This is a genomic window from Nitrospirillum karajorum (assembly GCF_036348415.1).
Lineage (GTDB): Bacteria > Pseudomonadota > Alphaproteobacteria > Azospirillales > Azospirillaceae > Nitrospirillum > Nitrospirillum amazonense_B.
In genome coordinates, this window is record NZ_JAZBQB010000002.1 from 476,255 (window position 1) to 490,715 (window position 14,461).

Annotated in this window: 15 protein-coding genes; 5 read left to right on the forward strand and 10 right to left on the reverse strand. The window is 66.5% G+C overall.

The window, feature by feature from the left end; translation table 11 throughout:
• Positions 1-33: 33 nt before the first annotated feature.
• On the reverse strand, positions 34-678 hold the full coding sequence (locus tag UCD39_RS09825) for a TetR/AcrR family transcriptional regulator (RefSeq protein ID WP_330495847.1): 645 nt from the start codon (positions 676-678) through the stop codon (positions 34-36).
• 314 nt (positions 679-992) lie between these two features.
• On the opposite strand from UCD39_RS09825, the gene UCD39_RS09830 reads away from it, so the two are divergent.
• From UCD39_RS09830 to UCD39_RS09850, 5 genes are all read left to right on the forward strand, one after another.
• On the forward strand, positions 993-1,781 hold the full coding sequence (locus UCD39_RS09830) for an alpha/beta fold hydrolase (protein ID WP_330495848.1): 789 nt from the start codon (positions 993-995) through the stop codon (positions 1,779-1,781).
• A gap of 50 nt (positions 1,782-1,831) precedes the next feature.
• On the forward strand, positions 1,832-4,057 hold the full coding sequence (locus UCD39_RS09835; RefSeq protein ID WP_330495849.1) for a TonB-dependent receptor: 2,226 nt from the start codon (positions 1,832-1,834) through the stop codon (positions 4,055-4,057).
• An 87-nt stretch (positions 4,058-4,144) separates the two neighbouring features.
• Entirely contained in the window at positions 4,145-5,458 is a 1,314-nt protein-coding gene (locus tag UCD39_RS09840) for a spinster family MFS transporter (protein ID WP_330495850.1), read from the forward strand.
• Between the two features lie 72 nt (positions 5,459-5,530).
• Positions 5,531-5,782 carry an AbrB/MazE/SpoVT family DNA-binding domain-containing protein gene (locus UCD39_RS09845; RefSeq protein ID WP_330495851.1) on the forward strand — a complete coding sequence of 84 codons (252 nt, stop codon included), beginning with the start codon at positions 5,531-5,533 and terminating at the stop codon, positions 5,780-5,782.
• On the forward strand, positions 5,779-6,195 hold the full coding sequence (locus UCD39_RS09850) for a type II toxin-antitoxin system VapC family toxin (protein ID WP_330495852.1): 417 nt from the start codon (positions 5,779-5,781) through the stop codon (positions 6,193-6,195). The genes UCD39_RS09845 and UCD39_RS09850 overlap by 4 nt, the downstream gene beginning before the upstream one ends.
• On the opposite strand, the gene UCD39_RS09855 is transcribed toward UCD39_RS09850, so the two are convergent.
• From UCD39_RS09855 to UCD39_RS09895, 9 genes are all read right to left on the reverse strand, one after another.
• Complete coding sequence (locus tag UCD39_RS09855; RefSeq protein ID WP_330495853.1) at positions 6,196-7,659, reverse strand: APC family permease; 1,464 nt, start codon at positions 7,657-7,659, stop codon at positions 6,196-6,198. It lies immediately after the preceding gene.
• A 129-nt stretch (positions 7,660-7,788) separates the two neighbouring features.
• Positions 7,789-8,469, reverse strand: a complete 681-nt coding sequence (locus tag UCD39_RS09860; protein WP_330495854.1) for a GntR family transcriptional regulator — start codon at positions 8,467-8,469, stop codon at positions 7,789-7,791.
• The gene (locus UCD39_RS09865) at positions 8,466-9,131 is read right to left on the reverse strand and encodes a hypothetical protein (RefSeq protein ID WP_330495855.1); all 666 of its coding nucleotides are present in this window, start codon (positions 9,129-9,131) and stop codon (positions 8,466-8,468) included. The genes UCD39_RS09860 and UCD39_RS09865 overlap by 4 nt, the downstream gene beginning before the upstream one ends.
• A 35-nt stretch (positions 9,132-9,166) precedes the next feature.
• Positions 9,167-10,684 (reverse strand): histidine ammonia-lyase, encoded by a 1,518-nt coding sequence (hutH, locus tag UCD39_RS09870; RefSeq protein ID WP_330495856.1) that lies wholly within the window; start codon positions 10,682-10,684, stop codon positions 9,167-9,169.
• A 45-nt stretch (positions 10,685-10,729) separates the two neighbouring features.
• Positions 10,730-11,539, reverse strand: a complete 810-nt coding sequence (gene hutG, locus UCD39_RS09875; RefSeq protein WP_330495857.1) for an N-formylglutamate deformylase — start codon at positions 11,537-11,539, stop codon at positions 10,730-10,732.
• Entirely contained in the window at positions 11,536-11,772 is a 237-nt protein-coding gene (locus UCD39_RS09880) for a hypothetical protein (RefSeq protein WP_330495858.1), read from the reverse strand. The genes hutG and UCD39_RS09880 overlap by 4 nt, the downstream gene beginning before the upstream one ends.
• A gap of 544 nt (positions 11,773-12,316) precedes the next feature.
• Positions 12,317-12,658 (reverse strand): PilZ domain-containing protein, encoded by a 342-nt coding sequence (locus tag UCD39_RS09885; RefSeq protein ID WP_330495859.1) that lies wholly within the window; start codon positions 12,656-12,658, stop codon positions 12,317-12,319.
• Positions 12,659-12,705: 47 nt separating this feature from the next.
• On the reverse strand, positions 12,706-14,061 hold the full coding sequence (locus tag UCD39_RS09890; RefSeq protein ID WP_330495860.1) for a pentapeptide repeat-containing protein: 1,356 nt from the start codon (positions 14,059-14,061) through the stop codon (positions 12,706-12,708).
• A gap of 107 nt (positions 14,062-14,168) precedes the next feature.
• On the reverse strand, positions 14,169-14,378 hold the full coding sequence (locus tag UCD39_RS09895; protein WP_330495861.1) for a hypothetical protein: 210 nt from the start codon (positions 14,376-14,378) through the stop codon (positions 14,169-14,171).
• Positions 14,379-14,461: the final 83 nt, after the last annotated feature.

Here is a 14,461-nt window from a genome sequence, read left to right on the forward strand (position 1 = left end):
CGCAATGGTCCCGTCAACGCAAGGCATGTCACATCAGGGCTTCAGCCCCCGGGCGATGAAATCGGCGGCCTCCGCCGCGATTTCCGCCGCCGGGCGGTCGTCGCCCCAGACGGCGTAGCGCTGGCCGATGAAGACGCTGATGCCGATCAAGGCCCAGGCCCGCACCTCCACATCGCCCTCGCGTATCTCCCCCCGCTTCTTGGCCGACTCCAGATTGTTGATATAGCCGTCGGCGAACACCTGATAGTAGCGCCGGTAGGCGTCCTCGGCAACGAACTGCGCCTCCATCACGATACGATAGAGATTGCGGTGGGCGCGCACGAACTCGATGAAGGCTTCCAGGCCCACCCGCTCGGCCGTCAGGCGATCGGGCGCCTGGGCCACCCGTTCGGCGATCCAGCGCCGGGTCAGCGCGCCCATGTCCTCCACCAGCGCCCGGAACAGCGATTCCTTGCTGTCGAAATAGGTGTAGAAGGTGCCCAATGCCACGGCGGCCCGTTGGGTTATGCCGCTGACCGACGCCTCGTGAAAGCCGCGCTCGCCAAATTCCAGGGCGGCCGCGTCCAGCAGTTTGCGCAGGGTGCGTTTGCCCCGCTCCGTACGCGGGGCCTTGTCGCCCCCCGCCGCCTCCGCCATTGGCATGTCGGTTTCCCGTCCGTCCGTTCCGTCCCGCGTCAAGGCGTCATCCTCGCCCGGGTCCGTAACCTGCCCTGCTTCATCCCGCCCCCCGAGTCCAGTCCCATCGCGTTCCGTCCCATTGCACCCCGCGATTGCACCATGCCCCACCTCCCTCTCTTGTTTTTCAGAACTTGAACGTTGACTCAACTTTCATCTTACGGCAAGCATGTCGGCGGGAGGATGGTCCACCGGCACGCTCGTGTCGGTGGATACCACGAAGCGCGGGAAACACCGATGCACGAACTGGGGCGACAGGCCGGGGCCCGGCCACGCGGGGGGACTCATGCCCGCTGACACCGGCCGACGGTGGCCTCATGGCCTACCGCCTGGCGGGTGAAGGGCGCCCCTTGGTGCTGCTCCACGGCTGGGCCACGCACGGCGGGTTCTTCGCCCCGCAGGTCGCCGGCTTGGCCGGTTCGTTCCAGGTGCTGGCGCCCGATCTACCCGGTCACGGTGCCACCCCTGCCCTCCGGCCCACGGTGACGGGCCAGGCGGAGGCGCTGCGCGCCTTGCTGACCGCCCAGGACCTGCGCGGTGCCGTTCTGGTCGGCTGGTCCATGGGGGCCATGGTGGCCTGGCGCGCCTTGTTGGACGGTATGACCGACCGGGTGGCGGCCCTGGTGGTGGTGGATATGAGCCCGCGCCTGTGCAATGGCGCCGGCTGGCCCTGGGGACTGCGCGGTGCTGTTCAGGCGCGGGGGCCCCAGGCGGCGCGCCTGCTGGCCGCCGACTGGGCCGCCTTCGCCCCGCGCATCGCCCGCCGCATCTTCGCCGCCGGGACCCCGCGCACCGACCTGCGCCACTGGGCGGAGGGGGAGGTCGCGGCCTGCGATGCCGAGGCGATGGCGGCCCTGTGGCTGGACCTTCTGGCCCAGGATTTTCGCGCGGACCTGAACAGATTGCGGCTGCCCACGCTGATCCTGCGCGGCGCCTTGAGCCAGCTTTACTCCGCCGGCACGGCGGATTGGCTGGCGGCGGCGCTGCCCCAGGCGCGGCAGGTCACCTTCGCCGTCTCCGGCCACGCCCCGCATCTGGAGGAGCCGCAACGCTTCAACGAAATCATCGCCGGCTTCGCCGCCGGCCTGCCGCCCTGGCGGGGTTGAGGCGGGCGGGAAACGGCGATCAACGAAGGAAAGAACAGGAGGGTAAGGACATGGGCAAGGCTGCAGATTGGACGCTGGGGCGGATGCTGAAGGGGATGTCGCGGGCCTCGGTCGCGGGCCTGGTCATGGGGAATGTCGCATGGGCGCAAGAGGCGGTGCCCCCCGCCCCAGAGGATGACACGATACAGGAGGTGGTGGTGACGGCTCGCCGCCGGGCGGAGAACCTGAAGGACGTGCCGGTGGCGGTCACCGCCATTTCCGCCGACCAGTTGCAGGCCCAGGGCTCGGTCAACCTGACCGACCTGGAATACAAGTCGCCCAACACCACGGTGCAGGTGGCGCGCGGCTCCAACTCCACCCTCATCGCCTTCATCCGCGGCGTGGGCCAGCAGGACCCGCTGTGGGGCTTCGAGCCCGGCGTCGGCCTGTATGTCGACGACGTCTACATCGCCCGCCCGCAGGGTGCCGTGCTGGACATCTACGACGTCAGCCGCATCGAGGTGCTGCGCGGACCACAGGGCACGCTGTACGGCCGCAACACCATCGGCGGCGCCATCAAGTATGTAACCCGCGACATGACCGACCAGCCCACCGCCAACGCCCGGGTGGAGATCGGCAGCTATAACGAGCACAACGTCATCCTGTCGGGCAGCACGCCGCTCAGCGAGAAATTCGCCATCGGCGGCGCCGTTGCCATCTACCGCCATGACGGCTACGGCCACAACCTCTACACCGGCGCCGACCAGTACAATAAGGACGTGGTGGCGGGCCGCATCAGCGCGGAGTTCAAGCCCACCGAGACATTCACCATCAAGGTGGCGGCCGACCAGACCAACGACATGTCGAACGCCAAGAGCGGCCACCGTGAGACGGCGACACCGGCCGGCACCCCTCCCCTGGCTGACGTCTATGACACCATGGCGGGCGTGGGCGACCACAACTTCGTAACCAATCGGGGCATGTCGCTGACGGCGGAATGGCAGGTGTCGGACCAGTGGTTATTCAAGGCCATCAGCGCCTACCGGGACGGCTACACCCAGACCAACATCGACTTCGACAACCTGCCCCAGCCCTATCTGGACGTGCCGGCCCAGTACAAGGATCACCAGTTCAGCCAGGAGGTCCAGGCCGTCTATACCGGTGAGCGGCTGCAGGGGGTGGCCGGCATCTATTACATGGATGCCACGGCGGCCGGCGCCTTCGACACCGATGTGCAGAACCTGGGCCTCAGCATCCTGACGTCCGGGTCGGTCAAGACCAAGAGCATCGCCGGCTTCACCGACCTCAGCTATGACATCACCGATGACCTGAAGGTCTCGCTGGGCGGCCGCTACACCAACGACGACAAGACGGGCAGCGTCTACCGCGCCTATTACCTGGGCATCCGCAGCCCGGCGTTCGGCGGCAAGCAGCAGGCGCCCTTCTCCATCCGCACCAACTACACCAACGACCGCAGCTTCGGCGAGTTCACGCCCCGCGCCAGCGTCAGCTATAAGCTGACGCCGGACATGACCGGCTATGTCTCCTACTCCAAGGGCTTCAAGTCCGGCGGATTCGACATGCGCGGCGACGCCGTGCTGACCCCCGATACGGTCAAGGGCTACAACCCCGAGACGGTCAACAGCTATGAGGTGGGCCTGAAGGGGGACTATCTGGACCGGCGCCTGACCCTGAACCTGGCCGGGTTCTACGCCGACTACAGCGGCCAGCAGGTGACGACCCAGGTGCCTACCGCCACCGGCATCGCCAGCTTCGTCGACAACGCCGGCGCCAGCCACATCTACGGCCTGGAGTTGGAGGCCGTGGCCAAGCTGACCCGCCAGCTGACGGCTCAGGCCAATGTCGGCTACACCCTGGCGCAGTTCGACAAGTTCCTGTCCTATGACCTGGCCAGCAAGCAATACGTGGACGTGGCCAACACCCGCGGCTTTCAGAACACACCCAAATGGACCACCGGCTTCACCCTGTCCTATCTGCTGCCCTTCGATGACAAGAGCACCTTGAACTCCTCCGCCAGCGTGTCGTACCGCAGCTTCACCCAGCTGTACGACACCGCCAGCATCCTGGACCAGCCGGGCTATACCTTGCTGGACCTGAATTTCATCTGGACCTCCGCCGATGATCATTGGCAGGTGGGCCTGCATGCCAAGAACCTGACCGATGAGCGGTACCGCGTCGGCGGCTATCCCTTCGGCGGCGCCACCTATGCCAATTCCTTCGCCGCCTATTACGGTCCGCCGCGCACCCTCACCGGCACGGTTGGCCTGCATTTCTGACACCGGCGCGTCCGGCGCCGGGGCGGGTGGGATCCAGATCAGCGGTTCCGCCCGCCGCTCCATGCTAAAGACCAGCCAGGATCACCCATGAGCGAGAGCACGATGACCGAGACCGCCGCCCCTCCTCCGTCACCAGTTCTGGCCCCGGCCCTGGTCCGGCCGGGATACCGCGTTCTGGTGATGGCGGCGCTGTTCGTCGTCTATACCCTGAATTTCGTGGACCGTCAAATCCTCAGCATCCTGGCCGTGCCCATCAAGACGGAGCTGGGCCTGACCGACACCCAGTTGGGCTGGCTGGGCGGCCCCGCCTTCGCCCTGTTCTACACTTTCCTCGCCATCCCCATCGCCCGCCTGGCCGACCGTATGAGCCGGGTGCGCATCATGGCGGTGTCGCTGGCGCTGTGGAGCGGCTTTACGGCGCTCACCGGCCAGGTGGGCCTGTTCTGGCAATTGTTCCTGTGCCGCATGGGCGTGGGCGTGGGGGAGGCCGGCGGCGTGGCCCCCGCCTATTCCCTGATCAGCGACTATTTCCCCAAGCAGCAGCGCGCCCGCGCCCTGGCCGTCTATTCCTTCGGCATCCCCTTCGGCAGCGCCCTGGGCATCCTGTTGGGCGGCTACATCGCCACGGCGGTGAACTGGCGCCTGGCCTTCACCGTCTGCGGCATTGCCGGCCTGGTCATGACGCCGATCTTCCTGCTGACGGTGCGTGAGCCGGTGCGCGGCGCGTTCGATGCCGTGAAGAACGCGGGCAGCCCGGTGCCGTTGCGGGCCGTGCTGTCCATCCTGGGCACCAAACCGTCGTTCTGGCTGCTGTCCGCCGGGGCCGCCTCCTGCTCCGTCCTGGGGTATGGGCTGGCGTTCTGGATGCCGTCCTTCCTGGGCCGCATGCACGGCATGGCGCTGACGGACGTCTCGCTGCTGCTGGGCGGCGGCACCCTGGTGGCGGGAACGCTGGGAATCTGGGCGGGCGGCGCCCTGGCCGACCGGCTGGGCGGCCGCGCCAAGGCGGCCTATCCCCTGGTGCCGGCCGTTGCCTTCCTGATCGCCGTGCCGCTCTACGCGCTGGGCTTCCTGGCCAAGGAGCTGTGGTTGGTGGCGGCGCTGTGCACCCTGCCCTTGGCCCTGGGCCTCGCCTGGCTGGGCCCCATCATCGCCGCCGTGCAGCATGTGGTGCCACCGGCCATGCGAGCCACCGCCTCGGCCATATTCCTGTTCATCAACAACCTGGTGGGCATCGGCTTCGGCATTTTCTTCTTCGGCCGCCTGTCCGACGCCCTCAAGCCCCACTTCGGCGCCGAGGCCCTGCGCTATTCCATGCTGATCGGCCTGGGCTTCTACCTGCTGAGCGCCCTGTTCTTCATTCTCGCCAGCCGCCGGCTGGAACGGGATTGGGAGGGATGAAGTCCAGTGAGTTGCGAGTAAGGGCTACGTGCCTTACAATGTGGGAATTCCCCACGGGAGGGATTTTTCCCCATGTCCATCGAACTGACGGTAACAGCCAAGGGCCAAGTCACCCTGCGTCAGGAGGTCCTGGCTCACTTAGGCATAGGGCCAGGCGACAAGGTCGTGGTCGATCTATTGCCGGAAGGCCGGGTCCAGGTCCATGCCAAACCGGGCCTAGCCATAACGGAGCTGTTCGGTGCGCTGAAACGGCCCGGCCAGCCCGTCCTTACCATTGACGAGATGAATGAAGCGATCGCGGCCGGTTGGGCTGGCGAACGATGAAGATTACAGTCGACACCAACATCCTCGTCCGCGTTTTCATTGAAGATGACCCCGAACAGGCGACGCAGGCGCGGGCCTTATTGGTCAAAGCGACGCGGATCGTCATTCCCCTGCCCGCAGTCTGTGAGGCGGTATGGGTATTACGACGCGCGTATCGCCTCTCCACATCCGATATAGCGGATCAGTTGGAACGCCTGCTTCTTGTCGACGCGATCGTGATCGATAGGCAGGCGCTGATGGCGGGCATCGCGTTTTTACGTGCCGGGGGCGACTTCGCCGACGGGGCCATAGCGACCGATGGCCGGGACAAGGGTGGTGAAGTGTTTGTTTCGTTTGATCGTGGTGCCGTCAATCGCTGGCGGCGCATGGGCGGGAACGCCACCGAACCCGCCCATATGCTCTCCGCCGGCTAATCACTCCGCCAGTTGCGCCTCGCGCTGGCGGGCGGAGTTGCGCATGCCGTAGGCGAAGTAGATGGCCAGGCCAAGCAGGCTCCACGCGCCGAAGCGGATCCAGTTGCTGAGGCCCAGGGAGATCATCAGCGCCACGCAGATCACGGCGCCGACGACGGCCACCACCGGCAGGTAGGGCACGCGGAAGGGGCGCGGGCGGTGCGGGTCGCGCACGCGCAGCACCAGGGTGGCGACGCAGACCAGGGCGAAGGCCATGAGCGTGCCCAGGGACACCAGGTCACCCAGCACGTCCAGGGGGGCGATGCCGCCGATGATGGCGGCGGCCAGGGTCACCCACAGCGTCGCCTGCCACGGCACATGGTGTTCCGGGTTGACCGAGGCGAAGGACGGCGGCATCAGGCCGTCACGCGCCATGGCGTAGAAGATGCGGATCTGGCCGTAGTTGCAGATGAGGATGGCGGAGCCCAGGCCCAGGATGGCGGCGAGGTTGATGATCATGCCCAGCCAGGCCAGGGCCGGCCCGGCATGATGGATAGCGATGAAGATGGCCTCGGGCGCGTCCAGCATGGTGTAGGGCGCCAGGCCGGTCATGACCAGGCCCACCACCACGTACAGGGTCACGCAGACGGCCAGGCCGCCCAGGATGCCGCGCGGCACGGTGCGCTGGGGCGACCGCGCTTCCTGCGCCGCGGTGGAAACGGCGTCAAAGCCGATATAGGCGAAGAACAGGGTGCCGGCCGCGCGGAACACGCCGGACCAGCCGAAGGCGCCGTCGCCCGTGTTGGTCGGAATGAAGGGGTGCCAGTTGGCGGTGTCGACATAGAAGATGCCCACCACCGCGAACAGCACCATGGCGCCGACCTTGATGGCCACGGAGATGTTGTTGAAGCGCGCCGTTTCCTTGATGCCCAGGCTGAGGATCACGCCGCACAGGGCGATGATGAACACGGCCGGCCCGTTGATGAAGGCCCCGGTCCACTCGAAACCCTTCTCATCCGAATAGGACAAGGGGGCCGACGCCAGGTTGGTGGGCAGATGCACCCCCCATTGCTCCAGAAAGGCGTTGAGATAACCGGAGAAGCCCACGGCCACGGCCGACCCGCTGATCATGTATTCCAGCACCAGGTTCCAGCCGACCAGCCAAGCCACCATCTCGCCCAAGGTGGCGTAGGTGTAGCTGTAGGCGCTGCCGGCGACGGGGATGACGGTGGCCAGCTCGGCGAAGCACAGCCCGGCGAACAGGCAGGCCAGGGCGGCGAAGGCGAAGGAAATGGCGACGGCCGGGCCGGCATGGGTGGCGGCCTGTGATCCGGTCATGACGAAGATGCCGGCCCCCACCGTGCACCCCACGCCCGCCAGGATCAAATCCAATGTTCCCAGGCCGCGCGTCAGCTTCGCGGCGCCATGTTTCCCTTCACCGGCCGCGATGAGCGCATCGACCGGCTTGACCGTCCATAACCCCATACCCGTCCCTTTCCCCATTCGCGCCAATCAGGTGGGCCGCACGTCCGGGGCCCTGTCCTATCCATTATTCCCGTCCTAGCACGTTCCTGCACGCCCGTCCCAGCCCGGGCCCCGAACGCGATCAGATTTTTAATCCACGCCTTCATCCTCCGGGGATGGGTATTGGCGCAGCACCGCCTCGATCACGAAGTTCTGGCCGGTGTAGACATGCTCGTACAGCAACTGGGCCGCCTTCTCGCCATCGCCGGCGATCAGGGCGGCCAGCACCGGCTGGCTGCCGGCCCGGTAGGCCGCCGCCCCCTCCGACTGGGGGATACCCATGAACAGGGGACGCTGCCCGCGCTCGTACAGGTTCTGCAGGATCTGGTGCAGGCGCGGATTGCCCGAGGCCTCGGCGATGGTCTCGTGGAAATCCTGATCGGCTTCCAGGATCTTGCGGTGCTGGTCGGGGTCGTCCGGTTCCACCGTGATGGTGGTGGCCCGCACCAGCCGGCGGACATGCGTCGTGGTCAGCCGCCCCGCCGCCAGTCGCCCGGCCATGGGCTCCAAGGCCAGGCGGATCTGGAAGCAGTGCATGATGTCTTCGGGCGTGATGGGCGCCACGGTGAAACCGCTGCGCGCCCGCGCCGCCATCAGCCCTTCCTGGCACAGGCGGGCCAGGGCCGTGCGCACGGGCGCCTTGCCGAAGCCCAGCCGCTCGGCCAGCAGGGCCTCGCTGACCCGCTGCCCGGGCGTCAGGCGGCAGAGCATGATGTCGGCGCGCAGGGCCTGGTAGGCCCGTTCGCTCAAGCGTTCCTCTGTGGTGGTCATTTTTGCCGCGCCATTGGGAATTTGTTCTGGTCGATCTGGAAATAGCTTACGCACGGAACTGCTTTTTCCCACGGCATGCCTTCGTACTGAAAGGTCACGCTGTGGCGGGTGTCAACCGTCCGTCGATGGAAGCCAACGATTAGTTCAGAGCTCGATACGATCTCTATTTTGTCTTCCTTGAAGAAATCAGCAAAGTCCCGCGACGCCACACAAGCGGCTGATGCTAAATTCCTGAACAGTAAGGTTTGATATCGGCTCGGACTGGTATCATACGTCAATGAGACGTAGCCAATATCTGCGCTGAACATGCTCAGCATGCCGCTGCCGGATCCATCGACCGGCAACTGGACGCGCAACGTCCTTTCCAGAAAACGACGGTCGGTCAAATCACCATGGCGGATGATTGCCGCCATGAGAGCCATGAGCCGGGCGTGGGCCTCATTCGGGGACGCTTTGACTATCCGGCAGTTCGCGCCTTGGTCATCGACGCGGCACCGTTCGACCTCCCCCTCGGGAACCGGTGTCGATTGCCCAGTCAGAATGGGAAGCTCATCGCGCCCATTGCTGGTCTGTTCGCCTCGTGTCGGCAGCCCGAGAAAGGCCGCAGCCACCAGAAGGGGCAGAGAGGAAAGAACAGGCAATGGATAACGCCAACGCCTCATTCCATTCCCCTCCCGGAAAAGCCCGCGTTACCCTCTTACGCGAAAGCCAGCCCCGCGCCCAGGTCCCCGTTCACCACCAGGGCCTTGGCGGCGGCGATGTCGGGGGCGAAGTAGCGGTCCTGGTCGTAGGCCGGGACCACGGCGCGCAGCTTGGCCCGGGCTTGCTCCAGCGGTTCGGAGGTCCGCAGCGGCAGGTGGAACTCCAGGCCCTGGATGGCGGCCAGCGCCTCGATGCCGACGATGCCGGCGGCGTTGTCGGCCATGTCGATCAGGCGCCGGGCCGCCCAGGTGGCCATGGAGACATGGTCCTCCTGGTTGGCGGAGGTGGGGATGCTGTCCACCGAGGCCGGATGGGCCAGACCCTTGTTCTCGCTGGCGAGCGCCGCCGCCGTGACGTGGGCGATCATGAAGCCGGAATTGATGCCGCCGTCCTTCACCAGGAAGGCCGGCAGGCCGCCGTTGTGGTGCGGGTCCACCAGCATGGCGATGCGCCGTTCCGAAAGGTTGCCGATCTCGGCGAGCGCCAGGGCGATCTGGTCGGCGGCGAAGGCCACCGGCTCGGCATGGAAGTTGCCGCCGGACAGGATGTCGCCCGTGTCCGGGAAGACCAGGGGGTTGTCGGTGACGGCGTTGGCCTCGATCAGCAGGGTACCCGCCGCCATGCGCAACTGGTCCAGGCAGGCGCCCATGACCTGCGGCTGGCAGCGCAGGCAATAGGGGTCCTGCACCCGCTCGCAATCCAGGTGGCTGGCGCGGACCGCACTGCCGTCCAGCAGGCGGCGATAGGTGGTGGCGGTGTCGATCTGGCCCTTCTGGCCGCGCAGGTCGTGGATGCGGGCATCGAACGGCGTGTCGCTACCCCGTGCCGCGTCCACCGACAAGGCGCCGGCGGTCAGCGCCGCCTGGAACACCCGCTCCGCCGCGAACAGGCCATTCAGGGCCAGGGCGGTCGACACCTGGGTGCCGTTCAGCAGGGCCAGGCCCTCCTTGGGGCCAAGCTCCATGGGCACCAGCCCCGCCCGCTTGATGCCTTCGGCGGCGGGCAGGATCTGGCCGTCCACCCGCACCTCGCCCACGCCCAGCAACGGCGCCACCAGATGGGCCAGCGGCGCCAGGTCGCCCGAGGCGCCGACGGAGCCCTTGGACGGGATGCAGGGGTAGACGCCATGGTTGGCCAGCGCCACCAGTGCCTGGATGACGCTGCCGCGCACGCCGGAATAGCCGCGCGCCAGGCTGGAAATCTTCAGCACCAGGATCAGGCGCACAATGGCGTCGTCCAGCAGTGGGCCGGTGCCCACGGCATGGCTCAGTACCAGGTTGCGCTGCAACTGCGATAGCTGGTCGTTGCCGATACGGGTCTTGGCCAGCAGGCCGAAGCCGGTGTTGATGCCATAGGCGGTGTGGCCGGCGGCCATGACGGCGTCCACCGTGGCGGCGGACTTCTCCGCATGCGTCAGGGTGGCGTCGTCCACCACCAGGCGGACGGGGCCGGCCAGGGTGGCGCGCAGGTCAGCCAGGGTCAGGCGGCCGGGGACCAGAGTGAGGGTGTGCATGGCACGAGAACTCCCGAGGAAAAACAAAATGCTATGAGGCTATCTTCAGGCGCTGGCGTAATGCTGGGCGGCGGAAGACAGAAAGGTTTCGATCATGGAACGAAGCACCGGGCGCAGCCTGCCGCAGCGGTTCCCGTCCAGCGCCGGCACCAGGCCGGGGGCCAGGTGGGTATCCTGCGACAGTTCCAGTTGCAGGGCGTGGACATGCACCGCCGGCCGGCCGTAATGGCGGGTGATGTGCCCACCCTTGAACCGGCCGTTCAGCACCGCGCTATAGCCGCTGGCCTGCGCCACGCCGAACACCGCGTCGGCGAAATTGCCGGCGCAGGAGGCGCCGGCGTTGCTGCCCAGGTTCAGATCGGGCAGCCGGCCGTCGAACAGGCGCGGCACCTCCGCCGCGATGGAATGCGCGTCCCACAGCAGGGCGTAGCCGTGCTGCGCCTTCAACCGGTCCAGCTCCGCCGACAGTTGGGCGTGATAGGGCTGCCAATAGGTGGCGACGCGGGCGGCCTTTTCGGCATCGTCAGGCCCCTGCCCCGGCAGATACAAGGGCGTTCCGTCGAACATCACCTCCGGGATTAGGCCGGTGCCGGCTTGGCCGGGATAGAGGTTGGCGTCATCCGCCGGCCGGTTCAGATCCACGACGTAGCGGCTGTAGCCCGCCACCAGGATGGAGGCGCCAATCGCGTCCGCGGAATCGTACAGCGCGTCGACATGCCAGTCGGTGTCGACCAGGGCATGCGCCTCCGGCACCAGGCGGGGGGCGATGTCGCCCGGCACCTGGATGCCGACATGGGGGAAGGAGATCAGCAGCGGCGCCGTCCCCTGCCGGAAGGTGAACCCCGGCGCCGTCATTTGCCGACCATGGAGCCAACCATAGGCGCCTCCAGATCATGGCGGTGGGCGCAGTCGATGGTCAAGTGGTGACCTGTCAGAAGGCGCCGGTCATGGTCCGGCCAGTACAGTTCCTCCAGGCGCCCACCGTGGGGTGTCGCGGCCACATCGCGGTCCCTGTCGCCGGGCGGCAGGGCCAGGGCGGTGAATAGGGTGCGCGTGTTGACGCCGCGCGGCGGAAGGGGGGAGCCCATTGACATGCCTCATGCCTGTTTCGCCGGCTGGCGGCCATCGATAGCCGCCAGTTGATCACCGGAATTGCCATCTTCGGTGGCCAGGATGACGATATGGGCCCATCTTAGCGGCGGGCGGATGGATCGTAAAGACCTGTCGGATCATCTGACCTGTCAGAAATCCTTAAGAGGAACTTCCCGGCCGGCCAGAGACTGTGGCGGTGCATGTACGGGATGCCGGCAGGCGATGGATCACGCCGAGCTTGATCAACCGCCACGCCCACCTGGTGTTCGGTGGTGGGCGGGTGACGGAATTTGAATTGCGCCTGAACAGTGCCGGTTATTCTGAAATTTCACGGGTTGGCAACGACGCGCCCTGCAGCCTGGCCGCCCGCCGGAATGGGCTTATTGGCTGGACGGCGAAGCCTGCGCGAGGCGTGTGCGGGCGGGGCGTCCTGTCCAGTACTGGTGCCGGCTGCGTAAAACCAGACGCAGCCGGCACCAGCTGAGTTTGTACACGAGCAGCTTCGCGCCCAAAGGGGATTTCACCTTTGGCCGATCTGCGCTAACGGGCGTCCGACATCGCCAGCAGGCAGGCGAGGAAGTTGGCGGCGTCCTCCGCCTCATCCAGGAAATCGGCGCCGATGACGCGCCGTTCCGTATCTACCCGGCGGACGACGACGGGGAACAGCGCCACGCCGTTGGTGACCTCACTGTGGATGCTGACCGTCAGCGTTTGACCCGGCGCCAGGGTGTCGACACCCCCCCGCAGTTGCAGGCCCACACCCTTGACCGACCAGTCGACCAGGCGCGCCGGTTCGCGACCCACGCGGAGGGGGTAGGCTTCGCCGGGCTGGCGCACGGCTTTACGACGGTCGTTTGACTGGGGGGAGATGGTGCTGGTCATGGTGCCATTCTACCACAATCACAGGGGCCACACTCAAAGGGCCCCAATCAAAGGGCTAGGGACTCGGCGGACAGGTTCTTGGCGCCGCGGAAGTCAGCGTTGCGAATGTCGGCCTCGCGCAGGTCGGTCATGGTCAGGATCGCATCCGTCAGGCTGGCGCCCGCCAGGATGGCGTTGCGCAAATTGCCCTGGGTCAGGTCGCCATCCTCCAGCCGCGCGGCGGTCAGGTCGGCGCCGGCCAGGTTCACCCGCACCATGCGCGCCTTGTTGAAATTGGTGGGCCAGGCGTGGCCATTGCGCAAATCCATGGGGCAGGCGACGGCGTTGGCCAGGTTGGCCTCGTTCAGGCTGGCGCGCTCCAGGCAGGCGCCGCGCAGATCGGCCCCGGCCAGGTCCGCGTGGCGGAGGTCCGCCATGGACAGATCGGCCATGGCCAGCACCGTGCCGCTGAGCTTCGCTCCCTTCAGGTTCGCCTGCTTGAGGATGGCGGCCGACAGGTTCAGGTTGGACAGGTCCTGGCCGCTGAGGTCGAGCGCCGAGAGGTCGGCCCGCTGACCCTTGCCGCCGTTGCTCAAGATCCACAGGCGGTGACGGCGCAAGGTTTCGCCGATGGTGCCCGCGATATCGTCCAGGCGCCGCACCAGGTCGGCCCCCGTCAGGTTGGCCATGGACAAGTCCACATCGTCCAGCAACGCGCCCAGCAGGCTGGCTTTGGACAGGTTGGTGCTGCGTAGCAGGGCGCGGGTCAGCACGGCCCCGTCCAGCTTGGTGCCGCTGAGGTTGGCCTCCGACAGGTCCGCGCCTTCCAGGTTGCAGCCGGTGAGGTCGGAACCGCTGAGGTCCGCCCTGACGAAGACGGCGCCCCGCAGGTCCGTGTCCCGCAAATCCGTCTGCATGACGAAGGCGTTGGATAGCTTAGCGTGGCTTAGGTCGGCCCGGGTCATGGACGCCTCGGCCAACTCCGCCGAGGCGTTACCCTGGACATTGGGGGTCAGTTCGCCGTTCTTGCTGCGCATTAGGTGACCGTCCCGAAGGTCGGCCTCCACCATCACCACCCGCTGCATGCTGGCGCCCCTGAAGGCGGCCCCGCGCAGGTCGGCACGGACCAGGTTGGCCCGTTCCAGCGTGGCGCGCCGGAGGTCGGCCCCGAACAGGCAGGCGGAGCGCAGGTCAGCGTCCGACAGGTCGGCTTCGCTGAGGCGGGCGCCTGTCAGGTCGGCATCCGCCAGTACCCGGCCCCGTAGGATGGCATGCGACAAGTCGCAGAATTTAAAGCTGGCCCGTGCGCCACCCCGCTGGCCCTGCAGGTAACGAAGGTGCAGGGCCAAGGCCTGCTCGATCTCCGCGGCCGACAGGCGCCGATATCCAATGTCCAGGCTGTCGAGGTCGGCCTTATGGCTCATATCGGTCTCAGGCTCTTTGATTCATAAACGCGTCGCTTATGGTGATAGCCTGTGATCGTTAATAAAAGGTCTTTAATCCGAAGTGGGCAGGCCGGGGAAGAAAGTTTTCAAAAAGTGACGGGAATCAAATACGCCGAGAAACAGCCGGTGGCAGCGATATCCGTTTGATTGACGGGGCGTTCGAGAAAAGCCAGTTGCCGAGCAAAATGCCATTGCGCGGCCCACCCCGGCAGGCCGGGGCACATCTCTTTCCCGCGAATGCGCCATGCATGCGGCAAGTTCACCAGTTCCGTCGTCGCATTCTTTCTGGCACTCATTAAGCATGACTTGAGGACACCGAATGCCTGTCATACATGCCGCTCCAGCCGCGCATGTCGTCTTACATCGTGGACGCCGCAGT

What these genes read in the sequence shown, in the direction of transcription:
- UCD39_RS09880 (WP_330495858.1), bottom strand. Translation starts at nt 11,772, where the DNA reads ATGGGCTCCCCCCTTCCGCCGCGCGGCGTCAACACGCGCACCCTATTC.
- UCD39_RS09890 (WP_330495860.1), bottom strand. Translation starts at nt 14,061, where the DNA reads ATGAGCCATAAGGCCGACCTCGACAGCCTGGACATTGGATATCGGCGC.
- UCD39_RS09865 (WP_330495855.1), bottom strand. Translation starts at nt 9,131, where the DNA reads ATGAGGCGTTGGCGTTATCCATTGCCTGTTCTTTCCTCTCTGCCCCTT.
- UCD39_RS09855 (WP_330495853.1), bottom strand. Translation starts at nt 7,659, where the DNA reads ATGGGGTTATGGACGGTCAAGCCGGTCGATGCGCTCATCGCGGCCGGT.
- UCD39_RS09860 (WP_330495854.1), bottom strand. Translation starts at nt 8,469, where the DNA reads ATGACCACCACAGAGGAACGCTTGAGCGAACGGGCCTACCAGGCCCTG.
- UCD39_RS09835 (WP_330495849.1), top strand. Translation starts at nt 1,832, where the DNA reads ATGGGCAAGGCTGCAGATTGGACGCTGGGGCGGATGCTGAAGGGGATG.
- UCD39_RS09845 (WP_330495851.1), top strand. Translation starts at nt 5,531, where the DNA reads ATGTCCATCGAACTGACGGTAACAGCCAAGGGCCAAGTCACCCTGCGT.
- UCD39_RS09840 (WP_330495850.1), top strand. Translation starts at nt 4,145, where the DNA reads ATGAGCGAGAGCACGATGACCGAGACCGCCGCCCCTCCTCCGTCACCA.
- UCD39_RS09830 (WP_330495848.1), top strand. Translation starts at nt 993, where the DNA reads ATGGCCTACCGCCTGGCGGGTGAAGGGCGCCCCTTGGTGCTGCTCCAC.
- UCD39_RS09850 (WP_330495852.1), top strand. Translation starts at nt 5,779, where the DNA reads ATGAAGATTACAGTCGACACCAACATCCTCGTCCGCGTTTTCATTGAA.
- hutH (WP_330495856.1), bottom strand. Translation starts at nt 10,684, where the DNA reads ATGCACACCCTCACTCTGGTCCCCGGCCGCCTGACCCTGGCTGACCTG.
- hutG (WP_330495857.1), bottom strand. Translation starts at nt 11,539, where the DNA reads ATGACGGCGCCGGGGTTCACCTTCCGGCAGGGGACGGCGCCGCTGCTG.
- UCD39_RS09885 (WP_330495859.1), bottom strand. Translation starts at nt 12,658, where the DNA reads ATGACCAGCACCATCTCCCCCCAGTCAAACGACCGTCGTAAAGCCGTG.
- UCD39_RS09895 (WP_330495861.1), bottom strand. Translation starts at nt 14,378, where the DNA reads ATGAGTGCCAGAAAGAATGCGACGACGGAACTGGTGAACTTGCCGCAT.